We start from the raw sequence: 19133 nt of genomic DNA, 5'->3' as shown, positions 1-19133 counted from the left end.
AGATAATGTAACAGCTGTCAGTTTTCCTGTAACTGCTGTGCAGTTTCCTGCTCGGCAATCTGCAATGCCTGATAGGCGGTGAAGGTAGACAGGAAAATCTCGCCGCTGAGACGTTCGGGGAATGTATCGTTTTCCAGTTGACCGAGTACCGGGCCTTTTACTTCTGCCAGGTGCAGCTTCATGCCCTCATCAATCAGGCGCTCATTGAGCATGTCGAGCATTTGCATGGCCGTGGCATCGACGCTGCTGACTGACGACATCACCAGCACCAGGTGGTGAGCTTCTGGTTGTGCCTCTATGGCGCGAAGAATGAACTTTTCCACCGACTCAGCATTGCCAAAGAACAGGTTTTCATCCACCCGAAGTATCAGAATTTCACCCCGCGTTTCGACCTGATAGCGGTTCACATTGCGAAAGTGTTCGGTATCGGGTACCCGCCCGACAATGGCAATATGGGGCCGACTGGCTCGCCACACCAGGGTTGCCAGTGACAGGGCGATGCCGATGGCAATGCCAACTTCCACACCAGCCAGCAGTACTCCCAAAGCCGTTCCCGCCTGTGCCATACCTTCTGCCCGATCATAGTGCCAGTTGTGGATCAATGATTTGATGTCCACCAGACCGATTGCAGCGATAATGATTGTGGCGGCCAGTACCGCCATGGGCAGGGCGTGGAATAACCCAGTGGCAAAGACCAGTAACAACGCGATCAGGACTGCCGCAAATATTCCTGAGAGTGGCGACCGGGCACCCGCTTCGGCATTGACAGCGGTGCGTGAAAAGCCACCAGTGACGGGAAAGGCACCGGAGAGCGCACTGGCGATATTGGCGGCACCCAGTCCGCGCAGCTCTGCGTTGGTATTGATGCGTTGCCGGTTCTTGTTGGCAAAAGCCTGGGCAATGGAGACGCTTTCCACAAAGCCAATCAAACTGATGGCCAGCGCCGGCAACCATAGTTTAGTCACGATCGAGAAATCAATGGTTGGCACCTGTAGCGCCGGCAATCCTCCCGGTAAGGCGCCGACCACGCGAAGGTCAGCTTCCCAGCCCATTAGAGATACCAATACAGCGCTGCCCAACACGGTCACGATAGGCATCAGTTTGGCAATCAGCGAAGCCGCACCCTCGGCGAGACCGAGACCCATGAGCAGTTTTGCCAACCAGTGTCTGGCCAGCCATAACAGCACAAACGTGGCAAAGCCGAATGCCGCCGTGAGTGGTTGAATGCCACCCAGGTTGGCCATCAGCCCAACTGCCAGCTCAACACCAGTTTCACCGTGGCTGTTGATGCCCAGTAACGGGCGCAACTGGCCGATAATAATCAGCAATGCCGCGCCACTGATAAAACCACTGATCACTGGGTGACTTAAAAACTGGGCCATGGCGCCGAGTCGCAACAGGCCAAAGGTAAACAGCATGATCCCTGACACCATGGCCAGCATAACAGCCCCGGCAATGTATTCAGCGCTGCCCGGTTCGGCTATCGGGGCCAGTGCGGCTCCGGTCATCAGTGAGATAACTGCCACCGGTCCCACCGACATCACCATGGATGAGCCAAACAGGGCGTAGGCAAGGAGTGGCAGCAGGCTGGCATAGAGTCCCAGTTGTGGTGGCAAGCCCGCCAGCGCGGCATAGGCGAGTCCCTGGGGGATCAGTAGCAGGGTGACGACCACCGCTGCTACCAAGTCGCTGGGCAATAGCTTTGCCTGATAATCTGTCAGCCACGAGGGTAGGAGTTTGCGCATCAGAGAGATCCTGTCGCCAATGGGTGGTCAGAGATAAAAAGGTGCATTGTCATTATCAAGGGGTGTTAGCTGGGCCGCTGGCGCTGGAGAAGCTCATAAACGGCCATGCCCGATAACATGGCGACGGTAAATACCAGCGCTTTCAGCTCGCCCGCACCCAGAGCCACCAGCGCCGGGCCGGGGCAAAACCCCGCCAGCCCCCAGCCTATGCCAAATCCAAGGCTGCCCAACACCAGTGGCTTGTCGATATCCTGTCGGGTGGGTAGGCGCATGACGTCACCTAGTAGAGAGGTCTGGCGCTTACCGGCCAGGTTAAAGGCGATCAGCCCTACCGCCACGGCACCGCCCATGACCAGAGCCAGGGAGGGATCCCATGGTCCTGCGAGATCGAGAAAGCCCAACACTTTTGCGGGATTGGCCATGCCGGATACCAGCAGGCCGATACCGAAAATCAATCCTGCGATAAAGGCCGAAAGCAGAGATCTGTTCATTTTATAGCCCTCCTGACAGGTGGCGAATAATAAACACAGTCGCAAAGCCGCTCAGCATGAAAGCGCCTGTAGCAATCAGAGAGCGGGGCGATAGTCGGGAAATGCCACAGACGCCGTGACCGCTGGTGCAGCCGGTACCAAATCGGGTGCTCACACCGACTATCAGGCCGGCAACAACCAGCATCGGCAAGCTCGCTTCAATCTGAATGAGTGGCAGAGAAGAGACCAATAGCCAGAGCAACGGTGCAGTGATCATGCCCCCCACAAAGGCCAGTCGCCAGCCCGTATCCCCTTTTTTGGGTGTCAGCAACCCGCCGACAATGCCGGAGATTCCCGCGATGCGGCCATTCAGCAGAATAAAGGCCGCGGCGGCCAGACCGATCAGTGCGCCGCCCAGCAATGATGTCCAGGGAGTAAAGGCTTGCCAGTCGATAGTCATGATAAATACCAGTGGTGATTGATAAATCGGGTGCCCGGGTCAATGGTCGGCCCTGCAGTAAAGATCGTACAAAAGCGTCACCAGCGCTAGCGCCTTTTGATCCGCCATCCGGTAAAAAATACGCTTACCTTCCCGCCGTGTAGTCACCAGTTTTTCCCGCCGCAATATGCCCAGTTGTTGTGACAGGCTTGGCTGACGGATTGTCAGCTGTGCTTCAATTTCCCCGACACACAATTCATGCCTGCTCAGCAGGCAGAGCAGAAGCAGTCGGTCTTCATGGGCGACGCCTTTCAGCAATGCACTGGCAGCACTGGCGGCAATGCGCATCTGGTCGATGTCTTCAAAATTATCAATGGTGGTGTCAGGCGGCGCAGTGACGGACTTTGTCATATTTCAATCTATAATAATACATTATATTTAATTGTATATTATTGATGATCAGTTGTGTCAAGGTTCAGAAGGTTTGATGCGATTATAGGGAGTGACAGAAAAAACGCCCTGACCTGACGGGGTTATCAGGTCAGGGCGAGAAAGCGGGGGATTAATGAGTGTTGATGATTTTGGTTGAACCGACTGATTTGGCCAGTCCAATGGCATTTTCCATCGATTCCACCGAGCTGAACATCGGGCTGGTGCCGATGATCTTGCGCCTGGGAGTCTGGAGTTCGAAATAATGCTCGTTACCGTCCGACACGTTTCTTTGATAGTTATTCTCGTAATTGCAGATATGCTGCAGCTCTGAAATATCATTGATGGCTGAACCCTTAGAAAAATAGGGCTTGCTAACCAGAATTGTCTCTCCATCCTCAGTCTTCAGTGAAAAGTTAAAGGTACCCTCGTTATCTTTGTGCAACTCGTATGAACTGGACATTCTCTTTTCCTCTCTTGTTGAATGATCTGATGCCCGGGCATCAGATTGTTATATCACCTGCCTCAATATTTGTTCGGGCAGGATGAGTCGTCGTATCCGTTGAGTTACCCCGCCCCGTGACCGATCTGAACTGTTAGCCGGGTTAAAATCAGGTCCGGTAGATACCGCGATGGCATCCTAGTTTTTCGGTTCTTATCGGCCGTAAAATTATTATATTTAATCGGTTATTTATTCAATATGTTATGAATTATATTTTTATTTATAATTTTTTTATCAGGCGTATTGATTTAGGTAAGATATTGATAAATATAGTTTTTATTGTATTTTATGGGGGGTTTTTATTAGGCAGAAAAATATGTGATATTTGTCATTGTATGCATTTTGTCGGGTTTAATATAAACCAAATAATACACAATGAAAAAATAATACTGATCAATATTCTTTGATGTATTTTAGAGTGAAGAAAATATTTTATTATGTGATTTTTATGTTAATAAAAATGAAGGAGATGGGTGCGAATGTCGCGCTGACTGCGGATGATTGGGAGGGTCGGCTATGGTCGAAAAGGCCAATGTATAGATTAGTTGTCGGAAGGGACTTCGCTATGCTGGCCCGCAGTGAAAAAAAGCGCGCGCAACTCTTCTGGCTCCAGGCTTTCAAGGCGAGCGATATTGCGTTCGGGGATTTTGTCCGTGTCGGGGAAATTGGCTATGGCATTTGCCAGGCTGTCTTCGCGAAGCAGATGAAGCATGGGGTAAGGGGAGCGGTTGGTATAGTTCCCCGGCGCATGCTCGACGCTATTAAGAAACTGGTAGTCGGGATGAAAACTGGCAATCTGAAAAACGCCCCGGAGTCCCATGCGCTTTAACACCTGGTCAGCCCAGATCAAAAATTGCTGATATTCGAAAAAGTCTGTCAACACCTGTGGGTGAATAATCAGCGTTGTTTCGATGGATGTGTCCCGATCGAGCCTTTCCAGCTCTGCTTCCAGCTCGCTGAGCAGTATTTCCTCGTTGGTTGCTGCCGAAACAAAAAAGCGGATTCTGTCTTTCACCAGCTCCCGTTTGGCAAAAGGGCACAGGTTTAACCCTACCACGATGGTTTCCAGCCAGAGTTTCACCTGTTTTGTCACCCCTTCGTGCGAAGGTGGCAAGCTCGTTTGGGGCATGCCGTTCAGTTCTTTTTGACAAAGGCTGATTTGAGCTGCATGGCGCCAATACCGTCAATTTTGCAGTCGATATCGTGATCACCTTCCACCAGGCGAATATTTTTTACTTTGGTGCCGACTTTTACTACCAGCGACGAGCCCTTTACTTTCAGATCCTTGATCACGCTCACGGTATCACCGTCGTTGAGGACATTGCCGTTGGCATCTTTGACGTCATGTTGTTGCTGGGTATTGTCCGGTGGGGATTCTATGGGCCATTCGTGGGCACATTCCGGGCAAATAAATAGGCTGCCATCTTCGTAGGTGTATTCGGAGTTGCATTGCGGGCAGTTGGGTAAATTGGTCATACTGGTGCTTGTATCCTGTTCTTGGTGGAGAGGCGAAGTCATCTTTCAGCAGGCGGACATATTTTATGCCTTTTCAGATGGCAAGTGTTGACCTTGCTGCCGTCTGCAGCAATCAGCTTCAGGTGATTACTGTCACTGCCATCTCCGCCAGTCGCATATAAGTTCGACGGTGGCGAACAATTGGCCACCACCGATAGAGAAAAATCTCCATGGGTCGCCACATCGCCACCCAGCCACCGATCATTAGGCTTTCACTGAGTAATTCGGCAAATCCGCTGTAGGGGAAGGGGTTTGCCAATAGGCGGCCGACCCCGACACAGAGGCCAAGAAAGGATAGGCCGATGATCAGGCTGAGTCTTCCTTCCCGCATTAGTTGACGCAACTCGTGCTGGCAAAATCTGGCCCTCTCGTTGAAATAGTTATGGATGGCCTGTTCCAGTCGGTTTTTTTCCTGTGCTGAGATCGCTGTTGCCAGGGTAATTTCCAGGCAAAAATCCCCTTTGGCCGGATATTCCTGTGCCCAGTCCATAATGAATGCCTCGGCATTGGTGTCCAGGTCTCGTCCTAGAAAGGGCGACGGGTCCAGAGAATTGAAAAGCTGCTGGATATTGTCCAGCTGCAGGCGGATGACATGGGGTGCGCAATTCGACATACAGGGATTCCTGTGTGGGGTAGGCAATGTTTATTGGCTGCAGCTGGTTTGTCAATTGGCCGTCATGGTCGGTGTTACAGGGATGTTGGAGTCGCTGATCCTAGTGGCGTTCGAAACGCGACAGTATGGCATCGACGGTAATCTCCAGGGCTGTCAGCGCTGATGCTTTGGCTCTGCCCTCTGCCGAAGTGCGATACAGGTGGGGGGTCATGGCAAGCAGGTCAGCTATCGCTGCAGCGTCTGTCAGCGTGTGGCGGTAGCGAATGCTTTCGCTGGATCGGTGCGTGAACTCCGCCGGTTGCTGCGGTTCAAGCGTGCGAGCTGGTCGGACGCGGGGGTAGATGATATCGCGCAATTCCCGGAGATGATCGGGTCCGGCATCCATCTGATACAGAATGCCGCCGGGTTTAAGTACCCGGGCAAATTCGTTGTAGACGGGAAAACCAAAAATACACAGCAGCCCGTCCAGCGTATTGCTCAATACCGGCAAATTGGCATTGCTGCCCACTACCCAGTTGGCCCAGGGAGCGGTGGTGGCTGTTGTAAGTCCCGACATGGTAGTGGCCTGTTTTGCCGCAGAGAGGATGGCCCACTTCGAAATATCCAGCCCCATGAGGGCGAGTGAGTGCTCCTCGCCGCCTGTCGCTGTTCTCAGCTGTCGCAGGTAGTAGCCTTCACCGCAACCGGCATCGAGATAATTCGCGGTGATGTCGGTAGTGAGCTCCGCCAGAACTGCCCGGCACACAGTATCGGCTATCGGTCGATAATGAGCGGCGTTCAGGAAGCGCTGGCGTGCCGACACCATCATTTTGCTGTCGCCGGGGTCGGCGGAGCGTTTTTTCTGCACGGGCAATAAGTGGGTGTAGCCCTGCCTGGCGATATCGAAGCTGTGTCCACTGGTGCACCGCCACGTTGTGCCATGGCGTGTCAGAGCATTGCCGTCCAGGGGGCAAGCCAGTGAGCTGAATGGCTCTGCGTTAATGGCCTTGCCTCCTGAGCTGTGCTGAATTATTGGGGGGGATGCGTGGCTGTAATCAGGTTTGGTCCATTATCTGAATCAACTCTTCGGCGTGCAGAATCAATTGCTCTTGATCCTTCAATAATGCTTCCAGCAACATTAAAGAACTGCCGGATTCGCTCTGGGCGACTACTGTGAGCTTGCTCTTGCGATGGGATAGAGTGTCGAGTCGCTCCTTGATAAGATTCTTCTGTTGCAGAAATCGGTTCAGCCTTGGGTTGTCTGCCTGGCTCAGATTATCCCTCTGGCGTTTGGTGAACGACCGGCCACACTGTTCACAAACAAAATCCCCTGTCTTCGAGCCAAACATGTATTCATCGGCAAAGGATGGGTGGTCGCAAGGCTTGTCGCCCCAGCTTTCGCGCAGTGCTTTTGCTTCTTCTAATGTCATGGGGACTCCGTGAAATATTGATGAATTAAAGTGGTCTTGGCCAGGGGTGGCTTTGACGTTGTCTGAGCAGGCCGTAAGGGTGCCAAACCGGCTGTAAAACAGCAAATATAAATACGTTGCATGGCAGAGTGACGGCTTGGTATGGACGGCTCTTTACCTTTAATGTAATGATTGAGTTGTCTTCATAAAGTCAAGCCGGGCGCCATGAACAAAGCAGTTATGATTCGTCAGACGTACTGGGTCCCTCTTTCACTGTTGGTGGTACTGCTGGTGATGATGTTGACATCGTGCAGTAGCGGTTTGCCCAAAGGTGGGGCCAAGACCAAATCCCAATGGAGCAGCTTTGAGGAAGCCAAGGCGTCCTACGACAGCATCATTCTTAACGAAACCACTACCGATGACCTGCAGGATCTGGGTTTTGATCCTTATAGCGCCCCCAATGTCAGAATTCTTTCCTACCTCGACATCATCCAGAAATTCAGCCCAAACAGTTCCGTGACAAATGATGAGTTACCCCCCAGTGTCAGAACCTGTCTCAAATCCCGCGAGAAGTGTCTGGCCTATGAGGCAACGCCCAGCGTCAGCAACAGCAAACGGGTGGGCAATGTAGTGCTGGACTTGCTAAAATTCAAGCGTGAGCGTATTCGCAACGGTTGGAACTTTAATGCCCTGATCGTGATTGACCACAATACGGTGGTCTACAAGATCTGGAGCGGTGTTCCTTTGATTGATGAAGAAGAAACCCGCCGCAATCCACTGGGGCCGTTGCAGGATTCTGTCGGTACGGCAGTTCGCAGCGGCGCTGAATAAGTCGCGGTGCCGCGAATACCACACTCTACCGGGTGTGATTCGGCGCCTGGTTGAAAATCCATTGTTGGCAGCTGTGTCCAGTACGCTACTGAAGCAGCAGTTGCCTTTCCAAGTGATGAGTGCCAATGATTATGACCAACAGAAATCAGCAGGATACTGCGCCAGAAACCGCCACTGAAGTAGATTCCCGGCAGGATGAGGCGGAGGAGACCAAGCCGAAAAATCTCAGTGCACTTGAGATTATTACCCAGGCGTTCTGTCTGGTGTTTGCCCTGCAAAGAAGGCGTGGCATGAAGAGGGCATCGGACCTGTTGGAGACCAATCCAAAATCCGTGATTCTGGCGGGTATCATGGCAATGGTGATTTTCTTCTCTATCTGCTTCATTGCCTCGCAACTGGTCATCAGGCATCTGGTGCCATAATAGCCCCGCAACATGATGGGCTGGCAGGATTTACTGCCTGCGAGCCTCAAAACAATCGATCAACGGGGTGATGTTTCGCACAATTTCTCTGCCCACATCGCCAGTCAGTTTTTTAAAACCAAAGTTTGACGTTAATACGTCAGTTTCGTTGAGAATTTCTGCTTTTCCGGTGTTTTCAATCAATTCATACCGGAAATCGATCCTAGTGAACAGGTTGCCCCGGGCGATATTGAGCACCTTGATTTTCAATAAAAGCCCGTCTGCTTTTGCCTGTTCGCTATTCTGGACGATTATCACCTCATCAGCGATATCGTCCAGCGCCAGGGCGGTTTCCTTTCTGACCAATTGGGCAATGCTCTCACGCGGCTGATGCTCCCTGTAGGCAAACAGATACACCTTGTTCGAGTCGGGCAGGGTGAAAGTGCTACACAGGGTGTTTGTTTCATTTGAGGCCGCATGTGCCTGATGTGCCAAAATGCCATAACCATTGCCGACAATAAAAAACGTCATGGCAAACAGGATTGTGATTTTATGTTTCATTTATCGTCCTGAATGTTCTGTTCAATGAGGTTCCCGAAAGAGGCAGTTTGTCGCTTCAGTCGGTTGAGAGAATGCCCAGTAGTTTCTGGGTGTGATCGACCGTTTCGAAACCCAGATCAGTCAGATAGCCACCGTCCCTGTTTGTGATTAAACCCTTTTGATGCAGGCGCTCGGCTGCTGCCACCAGTTCGGGTGCCGCCTCATTTCGGTGAACCTTGATGCCTTCCTGCAGTGTGGGGGTGCTGAACATGACCAGCAAGTTCAATTCGGTTAGATGTTCCGGAGAAAAGGGCATGGTGGTACCTCTTATTGTTATCTTTGAGGGGTGGTGGTTGGCTGCCCAGGGCAACATAGGGTAACCGAATCACAAGGTTAATCAATGCTGTCCATAGAGCTCCCAGCCGAAGATAATCTTAACAGGAAAATAAGCAGTTCTCGTTAATATTGATGATCTATACCTGCAGATGTGGTTGTCAGCTTTGTACGATCATATAACTTCCCGCTCCGATCATCGCACCACCTGCTGTTTTTCTGATGGCGGGCTCAAACGGTAGGCCTTTCGAGAGGGCGGCAATTTTTGCTGCTGAACATGCATAGACGACTTTCACGCCACCCACAGCCACCACTGTGACTGCCATGATAATGAAAACGTCAGTAAGCTGGAGTGCGGCTAAATCAATAAACACGGGAAACAGGCTAAGGTAGAAAAAGATGGCCTTGAGATCCCCGAGCGTCAGGGCGAGGCCAGCAAGGAAGCTCGTTGTGAAACGTCCTTTTCCCGCTGGGTTGTCGATCATAAACCCGGTGGTGTGTTTTCTTGTCAGCAATGAGAAGCCAAACCAGATCAGATAGGTCGCGCCAAGATATCTGACGATCAGAAACAGGCTGGCCAGGGTCTCTGCCAGCACAGATAGACCCAGTATTACCAGTAAGACAAAGATCAGATCGCCGACAACAACTCCCGCAGCGACCGCTATACCATTATGGACGCTCAGAGTGACAGAGCGTGTGACAACCAGTGCGACACTGGTACTTGGCATCACAGCAAGTGCAATCATGATTCCCAGAAGTGTTATCGACTCGATGATACCCATAGTGTGTAACGTTCTTTGTTCATCCAGTTCTGTGGCGCAGGGCTTGGGGTGTAGCGAATCAGAGCCGGCCGCCGCTACTTTATTAGTTGCGGTTGAGTTGCTTGGGTCTCGTCTCTTGAAGTGTTGAATCCAGAGTGTGAATCTGTTGAATGATGCTGATGAGTTTTATGCCCGATGGTGTCAATGAATACTCCGTGCGAGGTGGCACCTCCGGGAAACTCTGCTTCTCGAGCAAACCATAAGTAGTCAGTTTTCGCAGTCGTTCAGACAGCACTTTCGTTGAGATGCCGGAAATGTGGCGCTCCAGTGCGCCGGGGCGGGAGATCCCGGCATCAATGGCCAGTAGGACCGACACCGACCATTTGCAGCCAACCACGTCTTCAAGCTTGCGGTAGACATTGCTGGCGCGGGAATTTATTTTTTTCTCATTAATATTCATTAAGTTACACCATAAAGTGCCTACCACACCTTCCGGTTCCCGCTTTTTTGCAACTGACAATAGCGCTACCGTTTGGGTGTATTTCGAACATGATTGTAACTTAAGGACTGGAGAGAAGTTATGAAAGCAAAAGCAGTTTTTTATCACGCTGGTTGCCCGGTTTGTGTGGCGGCTGAGGACAGTGTAGCCAGGGCAATAGACCCCGTTCAGTATGATGTGGAAATCGTGCATCTTGGGAATGACAAATCCCGAATTGCAGAAGCTGAGTCAGCAGGGGTCAAATCCGTACCTGCCCTGCTTCTGGATGGTTCGCCGTTTCATATCAATTTTGGAGCCAGTCTTTCTGAACTGAAGTAGCCACCTCGTTTTGTGCGGCACCTCGCTGAGACGATAAACGATCTCGCGCTTGAGAGGTGTCGCGCCAGCGCGGGCATTCGGGTGGCTGAAAATCACTTATTGCGGAGCCGCCAGTTATGCTTTGAACCTCAAAGGCGTCGCCGACCGGGCCCTGATGAACTGTTAAATTCGTTGCCCCCATGTCTATTGTGGCAAAATCAGTGATCGTATCGGTCGAGCACAATATTATGAAATCAGGTACTTCGTTATTGCGCCTGCGGCAACGTATCCTTTTCGGAAAAGCTATCGCTATCGGTCCGGGGAAAGCGGAACTACTGGAGCGTATTATCGCCACTGGGTCCATCTCGGCCGCATCCCGGCAGATGGGGATGAGCTATCGCCGGGCCTGGTTGCTGGTTGACACCATGAACCAGTGTTTTTCTTCTCCCCTGATTGAAACCGCTGCGGGGGGCAGTGGCGGCGGGGGTGCCCGGATTACGCCGCTGGGTGAGCGCGTACTGGCTTTGTACCGACAAATCGAAGAAAAGACGGCAGCGGCAGTGGCCGATGAATTGAGCGAACTCTCGGCCCTTCTGGCGTCGTCCCCTCCCAGCAGTCCCCACTGATTGGTCGATATTCGTCCTGGGTTGACGATCCGGCGATCTGGCCCTATTCTTCACGTTATATTCAATTGGATATAACGTGAAGAGCATCCGGTCCGGCCACAGCATAATCACACCAATTCTTGCTCGGAGATCGATAATGCCCCTATTCGAAAAACCGGGTCGGTTGCTTGTGATACTGACTCTTCTGTTGTTGACCTCCGCGATGCATGCCAGCGAGCCCATGCGTATCGCGGCAGCCTCTGATCTGCGTTATGCACTGGATGACATTGTGAACCTCTATCGTGAGGTGCGTCCCGATGTCGCCATTGAGGTTATCTACGGCTCATCGGGGAAAATGACCACGCAGATCACTAACGGTGCACCTTACGATATCTTCTTTTCGGCCGACATCGCCTTCCCCCAGCAACTCAGGAATAAGGGCCTGACAACCACTGAACCGGCTGTCTATGCCATTGGCCGGATTGTGATCTGGAGCAACATCCTGAACGCCGCCGACCTTACCCTTGAAGACCTGACTTCAGAGGCGATTACCCGCATTGCCATTGCCCAGCCCTCGCATGCTCCCTACGGTCTGCGTGCGAAAGAGGCGATGCAATCGACAGGTGTGTGGGACGCTGTGCAGAGCAAACTGGTGTTCGGCGAAAACATTGCGCACACCGCCCAGATGACTGAATCCGGCGCTGCACAGGTGGGCATCATCGCCCTGTCTCTGGCAAAGTTTCCCGACCTGGCCAGGCATGATCACTACCTGATTGACGATACGCTGCACAATCCGCTGACCCAGGGCTATGTGGTCACCAGGCGTGGCGGTAACAAGCCCGAAGCGTTGGCGTTTGCCGCGTTTATGGCGACCGACAAAGTACACGACGTCATGACCCGCTACGGGTTTGTGATACCGGAGTAAACAAACACCATCGGGCTGCCCGATTCTGGTCGTGAGGAAATCCTATGTATGCACTCGGCCCCGCGGAATGGCAAGCCATCGATGTCACTCTCCGGCTGTGCCTGTACACCACGATAATTTTGTTAGTGTTGGCAACCCCGCTTGCCTGGTGGCTGGCAAAGGGCCGTTCCCGTGGTAGGAATGTGGTGCAGGCGATTGTCTCCCTGCCTCTGGTGCTGCCGCCCACCGTGCTTGGCTTTTATCTGCTAGTGGCGATGGGGCCACGGGGGATTGTGGGCAAAATGCTGGAGGGCCTGGGCTTAGATCACCTCGCCTTTTCTTTTGAGGGTATTCTGATTGCGTCCATTCTCTACTCCATGCCCTTTGCCGTGCAGCCGCTGACCGAAGCTTTCAGCAATCTGGGGAGGCGTCCAGTGGAGGTGGCCAGCAGTCTCGGCGCCGGTGCACTGGATCGTTTTCGTACCGTGATTTTTCCACTGACTCGCAGCGGTTTTGTGGTGGCGGCCACATTGACCTTCGCCCATACCATGGGCGAATTTGGCGTTATCCTGATGCTCGGTGGCAGCATACCTGGTGAAACCAGGGTGTTGTCGGTATTGATCTACGATCATGCCGAAGCCATGAACTACGAGGCTGCCCACAGTCTTTCATTGATGCTGCTGATCTTTGCCTTCACCACTTTGTTCGTGGTGTACAGCCTTACCCGTCACTTTCAGATCGTCCGGGTATGATGCTTCGTATTCAGGCTCACCTGCGTTATGGCGGAGATTTTGAGCTCAAGGTAGATCACGAGTGGCCTCTTGAGGGCGTGACCGGGCTGTTTGGCCGCTCTGGTTGTGGCAAGACGACTTTGCTGCGTCTCATCGCCGGACTGGAGCGAATCAGGGGGGCTGAGGTGAGCTTTGGCGACCAGCACTGGCAGCAGGGAAGACAGTTCGTGCCGCTGCACAGGCGGCGTATCGGCCTGGTTTTTCAGGAGCACAGCCTGTTGTCGCACTTGTCAGTGCAGGAAAACCTGCTCTATGGCTACAAGCGAACTCCGGCGCGATTACGACGACTGCATCTGCCTGAAGTTTCCGCCATGCTGGGTATTGAAGATCTGCTTGGCCGCCGCATAGATCAATTGTCGGGTGGCCAGCGCCAGCGAGTGTCCTTGGGACGGGCTTTGCTGATCAGTCCACAGCTGTTACTGCTCGATGAACCAATGGCGGCACTCGATACCCAGACCCGGCGTGAGATCATGCCATTTCTTGGTCGTATGGCAACCGAGTCCGGTGTGCCTATCATTATGGTCAGCCACTCCCCGGATGAGATCGAACGTCTGGCGGACCGGATCGTGTTCCTGCAGAATGGCCTCATCCAGCACATCGAAACGCTACACGAGTCGCTGGCGCGTCCGGACTCGCCACTATTTGATGATGCCGGTGCTGTTTCGGTTTTGGAGGGAACTCTGGGCGAGACCGGAGAGGATGGCGTCAGACCCTTCGGCCCCCCCGAAGCCCGGCTGTGGATACCCCGGGCGGGGCAGGCCTGTGGTTCAGGGTCCACACGGATACTTATTCGCGCCCGTGATGTCAGTCTGTCCCTGGGCGATCCGCATCACATCAGTATCCAAAATCATCTGCTAGTGACCATTGAGCGTATCGATCCACCAGTAGACAGCCGCTGTGTGGTGGCCTGTCGCACTGCGGATGGACAATTGGTGCTGGCAGAAGTGACCTTGAGGGCAGTCAGTCAGCTTGGCCTCGAGGCGGGGAAGTCGCTCTATATGCTGATCAAATCGGTGGCGTTACTGGAGTGATATTTTATGCCATAGGGGAAGGCGACAGGGTGACATTCATTTCCCGACTATATAGGTACGTCAATATACCCCTAAATTTCTGACTGTTGAGCGCGGAGTGGACTATTTTCGAGGCAAGTTACGAGTTTTTCGCGCAAATAGGGATCGTATTTGTATTCACTGTCCTCGTGGAGGACCTTCATGATAAAGCCGTGCGGTTTACCTGGGCGATACGGCCTGGATGTGGCCATCGCATCGTAACAATCCGCCAGTGCGATGATGCGCGAGAGAACAGGGATGTCCTCACCGCATTTGCCGTCCGGGTATCCGCTTCCATCAAACGCTTCATGGTGGTTTCGAACCACGTTGGCCACCGACTCTGCATAGGGTGATTCGACAGTGTTGAGAATCAGAAACCCGTGCTCCGGATGGGTCTTCATCACCTCCCATTCTTCTGCATCAAGGCGCCCGGGTTTTAGTAAAATTCGATCGGGAATCCCGATTTTGCCAATATCGTGTACAGACGCCGCAATTTTGAGGATCGTCAGCTCCTTGGCTTCCAGGCTACATTGCTCTCCAATATCCAGCGCAATCAGCTTCGTTCGCTGATCATGGCCAGCCGTGTATTCATCCCGTTTCTCAAGGGCGGTAATGAGAGATCGAAAGGGGTTGGTCAGACTTAAATCATTCATAATGTCCTCCTGACTTGCGTGGCCAGACGCACCAGTATCCGACGCTTTGTAGCAACACAGCTGCAACGATAAAACGGCCGCCGTGTTCGGTCTGTTGTCGCCAGGACTCTTCCATCTACCTGTAAGGCTTTTCCCGTAAGCCATATGGGCGCCCGCAGTGTAAATTGCATTTACAGCGGGCTTAAAAGTTATGTTAGAACAAGTGGTTAGAGTGTCAAGGCCGCTCCGCGAATTGGGAGCTACGTGGTCTTTAGAGCCGATGGGTGGGTATATAAAGCACTAAACCAAGTATCCTCTATGTTATCCGCTCAGCGCCTCGCGGCATGCCCTCAAGGGGCAGTATCTCTGCGAGTCGATTCGTGCAGGCCTGGTGGGAGCTATGACTCCAATATTGCAAAAAGGGGAAATGACGTGGCGACAGGCCAACAGAGGGCAAGATGTGCCCCCTGTTGGGGGGATGTTGATTGAAAGGCCTTGCTAGAAATCGTAACGAATTCCCATCTCTGCAGAGCGTCCGGGACCGTGGAGTGATTCAAAGGGCCCCGTCATGCCGTCATCACGCCATTGGGCCAGACTTACGCCACCCAAAGGCAGGTCATAGCTTTCATCCAGCAGATTACGTACCCCAAAATTAAGCGTGGTGTTATGCCAGCGGTATTGGGTGAATATGTTCAGGAGGGTATATTTGGCCGTTTTATTTTCCAGACGAACCCGGTCTACGTTGTCTTTTTCATCGACCCACTCCAATTCAATAGTATTGGCCCACTGCTGAAAAGACTGCTCCAAAGCGATTTTCACATTAAGTGGCATGATGTGGTAAAGGTCTTCCGGGCCGTCTTTGCGTTTACCTCGAGTGTAGGACGCCCGGGCTTTCAGGTTCACGGTGCCCCACTTGCCAGATTGGGAAAGAAGGCGGGAACCATTTGCATCCAGACCGTAAAACTCGGCGTCGATATTGGTAAATTGCAACCTGGGTCGTGTAACGGACATTACCATTCTCGGATTGAATGTACCGATCTGAGTAGCATCAATAAAATCATCCACGTATGTGTAATAGGGGCTGATGGTGTATTCCCAGCGGTTATCCGAAGCCTTTTTGCTATAGGCAGCGCTCAGGGTATGCGCAGTCTCCGGATCCAAGTCAATATCACCCACATAGCCATTGCCGTCGCCATACCAGCCAATCATGGTCATTGCCATGGTGTTTCTGCCCCATGTATAGCGCTCATAGAGGTTGGGTGAGCGGGTTTTGCGTGCGTAGCCAAACTCTACAGTATCCTCGGACGTTGGCTGGTAGCGGAACAGCAGGGTTAAATCGATGTTGTCATCAACCTGCTTGTGATTGCGAGCATTGAATGCAGTTGCAGCCGGTGCATCGAGGTTGGGGCTCATCATGATCATCGGCATGGTGTTGTAGGGTTGCACATCATCGGTATCGGTAATGACATGCTCGTAGCGAATACCGTAGAGAGCTGTCCAGGATGTGTTGATCCGATATTCTGACTCAGCCCACAGCGCGTAGCGGGTGCGCTCGCCATCATTGATATTGATATAGTCATCGGGGCCCATCATCATTGAGCCGGGCACAGCAGGCCACCAGTCGTCGAGTTCAAATTTGTGGTATTCATTACCGATACGCAATGTGTGTTGCTCTGACAGTGGGAATTCTGCCTTCAGGACGTAACCCATGTCCTTGCCCTCGGTATACATGGGCATCGTGCCGGTCTTCTCCTCGGTGAAAAATCCCATTTCATGCTCGACATCATTCCAGCTAAACAGGACATCCAGTTTCATCCAGCTAAAATCGTGGAGGTAGTTGACAATAACGCCGTCACCTTCATTGCCTACCATGTCCATGTACTGATTGGGAAAGCCTTGATAGTGTACTTTCTGGTGGGTGAGCTTCAGGACGAGCTCCTGAACTTCACCTCTGGCACCAAAGGTAATGGCGTGATTTTCTGAACGATAGAGCGTATCAAGAACTTTGTCGCCACTGCCATCGCGATAACTGTCGGAGCGGTCCAGGCTCCCGCTGTAACCCAGGCTCAGATTGCTGTTGGCGATGGTAGCGTTTAAGTATTCGCCGTGGTGCCGCCCATTACTTTCGTAAATGGCACCAATAGAACCCTGCATAAGTAGTTCGTCGGAATCAGAATAGGCGGGTTTGCGGGAATCGACTGAAATTGTGCCGGCGATACTGTCGCCACCCATACTGACAGGGGTAATGCCACTCAGGACCGTCGTCGATGAAATACGGCTGGCGTCCATATACGAAAGCGGGGGATTCATATGGTTTGCACAGGCAGAAGTAATTTCACCGCCGTCAATGAGTACTTTAACCCGATCACCATTCATTCCGCGAATGCTGGGTAACTGGGAAATACCACCGGCAGCAGAAAAATCGACACCCTGATCGCCCAATAAACTGGTGGCGTCGCCCGTTGTTGTAGGCATCGTTTGCTGAGGCTTGATAAGGATAATTTCTTCTACAGTCTCCTCAGCGTATGAAGATGCCAGCAAAAAGACCGGGAGACTGGTGGCCAGTACAGCATGGAAAATAGAACGTTTCATGACGCGGGAATAGATGAAAGTCAAAACAAGCCACTCCTTAGTGAAGCCTCAAAAGGAGCGCTATTCTAAAAGACGGACGAAAAACAGAACATGCGACAAATTGACGCAGGCAAAAGGTAGCAGAAACGTCTAACAGTCAGGAGTTATTTGCCGGGCGCCGACATTAAGTGCTAATAGAATGGAGGGCCGATGCCGAACCAGCTGGCGGCGTCATCTGCGTAGATGCCATGGGTCTAAAAGTCCAGATTTTTCAATCGGTTGTCAGGCATGGGTAAGTTTGAGGCCAACAATACCGGCGCAAATCAGGCAAAGGCTGAGTATTCTCGGCAAATCGGCGGAATCGCCGAACAGCAATATCCCCAAAATCGCTGTACCAACGGCACCGATACCAACCCAGACCGCGTACGCCGTTCCCACAGGTAGTGACCGCATGGCAATGCCGAGCAGGGCAAAGCTGACAATTAGTGAAATCACTGTTCCCACCGTTGGCCATAGTCGCGTGAAGCCTTCTGTGTACTTTAACCCGATAGCCCAGCCGATTTCGAGAAGACCGGCAACAAACAAAATAAACCAGTTCATTTAATACCTCGCATGTGGAGCCGTACCCGTTTGAATGCAGGGTGTTGTTTTCATCGGCAGGGATGTGAAGCAGTATCGCAGGACATTATTCTGTCGGACGTCTTTTCCTGCTGCGTATTTGCCGTAGCGCTACAAAAAACAGGGTGACAGCGGTTAGCGGCATGACTAAATACAACATAACTGCACTGAACTGTGGCAAAGCATCGTGGTGAGATGCGGTCAGGACCAGGTACAGTGTGTAGGCTACATAGTACCCCAGCAGTAACAGACCTTCTTTCCTGCTGATGACGCCACCTGTAAAAAATATAGGGAGGCACACCAACGCTACCCCGATCATGACAGGTATATCGAATCCAACCACGGCAGGTGAAGCATCGATGCCGGTTGGCGCGATAATGCTCGCAAGCCCAAGAACCCCCATAATATTGAAGAGGTTGCTACCGATAACATTGCCAACGGCAATATCACGTTCTCCACGAAGGGCGGCAATCACAGAGGTAACCACTTCTGGCAGGGATGTGCCCGCAGCAACTATCGTCAAGCCGACAACCAGTTCGCTGACGCCCAGATATTGGGCAAAGGCCACAGCACTTCCGACCAGCCAGCGGGAGCCGAGTACCAATAGTATGAGACCACCAAAGATCAAGCCTAGGTTTTTACCCCAGAAGCCTTTTGCAGCGCCCTTGCTCCCGAACTCCCGGGCGTACTCGTCTCTTACCTCGACGCTTTCTCTGCGGCTCTGGGAAATCAAAAACCAGACATAGAGAATGAGGCCCATCACCAGCATAAGGCCATCTATACGACTGAAGCTCTCATCCAGCGACAGGATCAAAACAATAACAGAGAGAGCTATCATCAAGGGCACATCAAGTCGTACCAGTTGTTGGGCTACGACCAGTGGCACAATCAGTGCTGAAATACCAAGAATAAACAAGACGTTGAAAATGTTACTGCCAACAACGTTACCCACGGCAATACTTGCCTGGCCGGAGAGCGCTGATTTAATGCTTACCGCCAATTCGGGTGAACTGGTGCCAAATGCCACGACAGTCAATCCGATCACCAGTGGCGAGATACCGAGAACAGCCGCCAGACGGGATGCACTCCGTACCAGCGCTTCCGCACCGATAATCAGGAACACCAGACCAACGATGAACAGTAGAATTGTCATAGCGACCTCAAATTTGTGTAACTGACCTCAGAGGGTTGGTTTGCGTG

At 52.3% G+C, this 19133-nt stretch carries 25 protein-coding genes; 7 read left to right on the top strand and 18 right to left on the bottom strand.

The genetic code is table 11. The features are described 5' to 3' along the window. Window positions 1–17 precede the first annotated feature (17 nt). From U740_RS01190 to U740_RS01145, 10 genes are all read right to left on the bottom strand, one after another. Window positions 18–1745: a SulP family inorganic anion transporter gene (locus tag U740_RS01190; RefSeq protein ID WP_051921104.1), complete on the bottom strand. Its 1728-nt coding sequence runs from the start codon at window positions 1743–1745 to the stop codon at window positions 18–20. Between the two features lie 65 nt (window positions 1746–1810). Next, window positions 1811–2236, bottom strand: coding sequence for a YeeE/YedE family protein (locus tag U740_RS01185; protein WP_036858533.1), 426 nt, complete (start codon window positions 2234–2236; stop codon window positions 1811–1813). Window position 2237: 1 nt separating this feature from the next. Then, complete coding sequence (locus tag U740_RS01180; RefSeq protein ID WP_036858532.1) at window positions 2238–2675, bottom strand: YeeE/YedE family protein; 438 nt, start codon at window positions 2673–2675, stop codon at window positions 2238–2240. Between the two features lie 39 nt (window positions 2676–2714). Continuing rightward, window positions 2715–3065, bottom strand: a complete 351-nt coding sequence (locus U740_RS01175) for an ArsR/SmtB family transcription factor (RefSeq protein WP_051921103.1) — start codon at window positions 3063–3065, stop codon at window positions 2715–2717. Between the two features lie 151 nt (window positions 3066–3216). Then, a complete protein-coding gene (locus U740_RS01170) occupies window positions 3217–3546 on the bottom strand; it encodes a DUF1508 domain-containing protein (RefSeq protein ID WP_036858531.1) in 330 nt (109 codons plus the stop codon). Between the two features lie 580 nt (window positions 3547–4126). After that, entirely contained in the window at window positions 4127–4714 is a 588-nt protein-coding gene (locus U740_RS01165) for a DUF1415 domain-containing protein (RefSeq protein ID WP_051921102.1), read from the bottom strand. Window positions 4715–4719: 5 nt separating this feature from the next. Continuing rightward, complete coding sequence (locus U740_RS01160) at window positions 4720–5061, bottom strand: zinc ribbon domain-containing protein YjdM (protein ID WP_036858530.1); 342 nt, start codon at window positions 5059–5061, stop codon at window positions 4720–4722. A gap of 118 nt (window positions 5062–5179) precedes the next feature. Continuing rightward, complete coding sequence (locus U740_RS01155) at window positions 5180–5713, bottom strand: hypothetical protein (RefSeq protein ID WP_036858529.1); 534 nt, start codon at window positions 5711–5713, stop codon at window positions 5180–5182. A 100-nt stretch (window positions 5714–5813) separates the two neighbouring features. After that, a complete protein-coding gene (locus U740_RS01150; protein ID WP_327078600.1) occupies window positions 5814–6659 on the bottom strand; it encodes a putative RNA methyltransferase in 846 nt (281 codons plus the stop codon). Window positions 6660–6747: 88 nt separating this feature from the next. Continuing rightward, window positions 6748–7122 (bottom strand): hypothetical protein, encoded by a 375-nt coding sequence (locus U740_RS01145; RefSeq protein ID WP_036858527.1) that lies wholly within the window; start codon window positions 7120–7122, stop codon window positions 6748–6750. Window positions 7123–7326: 204 nt separating this feature from the next. Here U740_RS01145 and U740_RS01140 point away from each other — a divergent pair, with 204 nt between their 5' ends. Together U740_RS01140 and U740_RS01135 are read left to right on the top strand one after the other, a co-directional pair. Continuing rightward, window positions 7327–7932, top strand: a complete 606-nt coding sequence (locus U740_RS01140) for a hypothetical protein (RefSeq protein WP_200877014.1) — start codon at window positions 7327–7329, stop codon at window positions 7930–7932. Window positions 7933–8063: 131 nt separating this feature from the next. Then, complete coding sequence (locus tag U740_RS01135; RefSeq protein WP_152556764.1) at window positions 8064–8354, top strand: hypothetical protein; 291 nt, start codon at window positions 8064–8066, stop codon at window positions 8352–8354. Between the two features lie 30 nt (window positions 8355–8384). Here the strand turns inward: U740_RS01135 and U740_RS01130 are convergent, their stop codons facing one another. The 4 genes from U740_RS01130 to U740_RS01115 form a co-directional block, all read right to left on the bottom strand. Beyond that, on the bottom strand, window positions 8385–8894 hold the full coding sequence (locus U740_RS01130) for a hypothetical protein (protein WP_036858525.1): 510 nt from the start codon (window positions 8892–8894) through the stop codon (window positions 8385–8387). A gap of 55 nt (window positions 8895–8949) precedes the next feature. Next, window positions 8950–9189, bottom strand: coding sequence for a TIGR02647 family protein (locus U740_RS01125; protein ID WP_036858524.1), 240 nt, complete (start codon window positions 9187–9189; stop codon window positions 8950–8952). A gap of 178 nt (window positions 9190–9367) precedes the next feature. Continuing rightward, window positions 9368–9988 (bottom strand): LysE family translocator, encoded by a 621-nt coding sequence (locus tag U740_RS01120; protein WP_036858523.1) that lies wholly within the window; start codon window positions 9986–9988, stop codon window positions 9368–9370. A gap of 82 nt (window positions 9989–10070) precedes the next feature. Beyond that, a complete protein-coding gene (locus U740_RS01115; protein ID WP_036858522.1) occupies window positions 10071–10427 on the bottom strand; it encodes a winged helix-turn-helix transcriptional regulator in 357 nt (118 codons plus the stop codon). Between the two features lie 120 nt (window positions 10428–10547). On the opposite strand from U740_RS01115, the gene U740_RS01110 reads away from it, so the two are divergent. The 5 genes from U740_RS01110 (at window position 10548) to modC (ending at window position 14094) form a co-directional block, all read left to right on the top strand. After that, entirely contained in the window at window positions 10548–10784 is a 237-nt protein-coding gene (locus U740_RS01110; protein ID WP_036858521.1) for a thioredoxin domain-containing protein, read from the top strand. Between the two features lie 227 nt (window positions 10785–11011). Further along, complete coding sequence (locus U740_RS01105) at window positions 11012–11389, top strand: winged helix-turn-helix domain-containing protein (protein ID WP_036860961.1); 378 nt, start codon at window positions 11012–11014, stop codon at window positions 11387–11389. A gap of 136 nt (window positions 11390–11525) precedes the next feature. Further along, a complete protein-coding gene (gene modA / locus U740_RS01100) occupies window positions 11526–12293 on the top strand; it encodes a molybdate ABC transporter substrate-binding protein (protein WP_036858520.1) in 768 nt (255 codons plus the stop codon). Window positions 12294–12337: 44 nt separating this feature from the next. Further along, window positions 12338–13024, top strand: coding sequence for a molybdate ABC transporter permease subunit (gene modB / locus U740_RS01095; RefSeq protein WP_036858519.1), 687 nt, complete (start codon window positions 12338–12340; stop codon window positions 13022–13024). Next, the gene (gene modC, locus U740_RS01090; RefSeq protein WP_200877013.1) at window positions 13021–14094 is read left to right on the top strand and encodes a molybdenum ABC transporter ATP-binding protein; all 1074 of its coding nucleotides are present in this window, start codon (window positions 13021–13023) and stop codon (window positions 14092–14094) included. The genes modB and modC overlap by 4 nt, the downstream gene beginning before the upstream one ends. 71 nt (window positions 14095–14165) lie before the next feature. Here modC and U740_RS01085 read toward each other — a convergent pair whose 3' ends face one another. The 4 genes from U740_RS01085 to U740_RS01070 form a co-directional block, all read right to left on the bottom strand. Then, window positions 14166–14765, bottom strand: a complete 600-nt coding sequence (locus tag U740_RS01085) for an HD-GYP domain-containing protein (protein WP_036858517.1) — start codon at window positions 14763–14765, stop codon at window positions 14166–14168. Between the two features lie 477 nt (window positions 14766–15242). Next, a complete protein-coding gene (locus tag U740_RS01080) occupies window positions 15243–17360 on the bottom strand; it encodes a TonB-dependent receptor plug domain-containing protein (protein ID WP_152556763.1) in 2118 nt (705 codons plus the stop codon). Window positions 17361–17597: 237 nt separating this feature from the next. Continuing rightward, window positions 17598–17915, bottom strand: coding sequence for a quaternary ammonium compound efflux SMR transporter SugE (gene sugE / locus U740_RS01075; protein ID WP_036858515.1), 318 nt, complete (start codon window positions 17913–17915; stop codon window positions 17598–17600). Between the two features lie 85 nt (window positions 17916–18000). Further along, window positions 18001–19086, bottom strand: a complete 1086-nt coding sequence (locus tag U740_RS01070) for a calcium/sodium antiporter (RefSeq protein WP_036858514.1) — start codon at window positions 19084–19086, stop codon at window positions 18001–18003. Window positions 19087–19133: the final 47 nt, after the last annotated feature.

The sequence above is a fragment of the Porticoccus hydrocarbonoclasticus MCTG13d genome, from assembly GCF_000744735.1.
GTDB classification, from domain to species: Bacteria; Pseudomonadota; Gammaproteobacteria; order Pseudomonadales; family Porticoccaceae; genus Porticoccus; species Porticoccus hydrocarbonoclasticus.
Note: the sequence above shows the minus strand (reverse complement) of the source record. Positions and strands in the feature narration are given on the sequence as shown.

Coding starts and splice junctions, on each gene's coding strand:
- U740_RS01170 (WP_036858531.1), bottom strand. CDS start 3,546: ATGTCCAGTTCATACGAGTTGCACAAAGATAACGAGGGTACCTTTAAC.
- U740_RS01145 (WP_036858527.1), bottom strand. CDS start 7,122: ATGACATTAGAAGAAGCAAAAGCACTGCGCGAAAGCTGGGGCGACAAG.
- U740_RS01125 (WP_036858524.1), bottom strand. CDS start 9,189: ATGCCCTTTTCTCCGGAACATCTAACCGAATTGAACTTGCTGGTCATG.
- U740_RS01130 (WP_036858525.1), bottom strand. CDS start 8,894: ATGAAACATAAAATCACAATCCTGTTTGCCATGACGTTTTTTATTGTC.
- U740_RS01180 (WP_036858532.1), bottom strand. CDS start 2,675: ATGACTATCGACTGGCAAGCCTTTACTCCCTGGACATCATTGCTGGGC.
- U740_RS01155 (WP_036858529.1), bottom strand. CDS start 5,713: ATGTCGAATTGCGCACCCCATGTCATCCGCCTGCAGCTGGACAATATC.
- U740_RS01120 (WP_036858523.1), bottom strand. CDS start 9,988: ATGGGTATCATCGAGTCGATAACACTTCTGGGAATCATGATTGCACTT.
- modC (WP_200877013.1), top strand. CDS start 13,021: ATGATGCTTCGTATTCAGGCTCACCTGCGTTATGGCGGAGATTTTGAG.
- U740_RS01110 (WP_036858521.1), top strand. CDS start 10,548: ATGAAAGCAAAAGCAGTTTTTTATCACGCTGGTTGCCCGGTTTGTGTG.
- U740_RS01190 (WP_051921104.1), bottom strand. CDS start 1,745: ATGCGCAAACTCCTACCCTCGTGGCTGACAGATTATCAGGCAAAGCTA.
- U740_RS01085 (WP_036858517.1), bottom strand. CDS start 14,765: ATGAATGATTTAAGTCTGACCAACCCCTTTCGATCTCTCATTACCGCC.
- U740_RS01105 (WP_036860961.1), top strand. CDS start 11,012: ATGAAATCAGGTACTTCGTTATTGCGCCTGCGGCAACGTATCCTTTTC.
- U740_RS01070 (WP_036858514.1), bottom strand. CDS start 19,086: ATGACAATTCTACTGTTCATCGTTGGTCTGGTGTTCCTGATTATCGGT.
- U740_RS01135 (WP_152556764.1), top strand. CDS start 8,064: ATGACCAACAGAAATCAGCAGGATACTGCGCCAGAAACCGCCACTGAA.
- U740_RS01115 (WP_036858522.1), bottom strand. CDS start 10,427: ATGAATATTAATGAGAAAAAAATAAATTCCCGCGCCAGCAATGTCTAC.
- U740_RS01165 (WP_051921102.1), bottom strand. CDS start 4,714: ATGCCCCAAACGAGCTTGCCACCTTCGCACGAAGGGGTGACAAAACAG.
- U740_RS01185 (WP_036858533.1), bottom strand. CDS start 2,236: ATGAACAGATCTCTGCTTTCGGCCTTTATCGCAGGATTGATTTTCGGT.
- U740_RS01140 (WP_200877014.1), top strand. CDS start 7,327: ATGAACAAAGCAGTTATGATTCGTCAGACGTACTGGGTCCCTCTTTCA.
- U740_RS01175 (WP_051921103.1), bottom strand. CDS start 3,065: ATGACAAAGTCCGTCACTGCGCCGCCTGACACCACCATTGATAATTTT.
- modB (WP_036858519.1), top strand. CDS start 12,338: ATGTATGCACTCGGCCCCGCGGAATGGCAAGCCATCGATGTCACTCTC.
- modA (WP_036858520.1), top strand. CDS start 11,526: ATGCCCCTATTCGAAAAACCGGGTCGGTTGCTTGTGATACTGACTCTT.
- U740_RS01160 (WP_036858530.1), bottom strand. CDS start 5,061: ATGACCAATTTACCCAACTGCCCGCAATGCAACTCCGAATACACCTAC.
- sugE (WP_036858515.1), bottom strand. CDS start 17,915: ATGAACTGGTTTATTTTGTTTGTTGCCGGTCTTCTCGAAATCGGCTGG.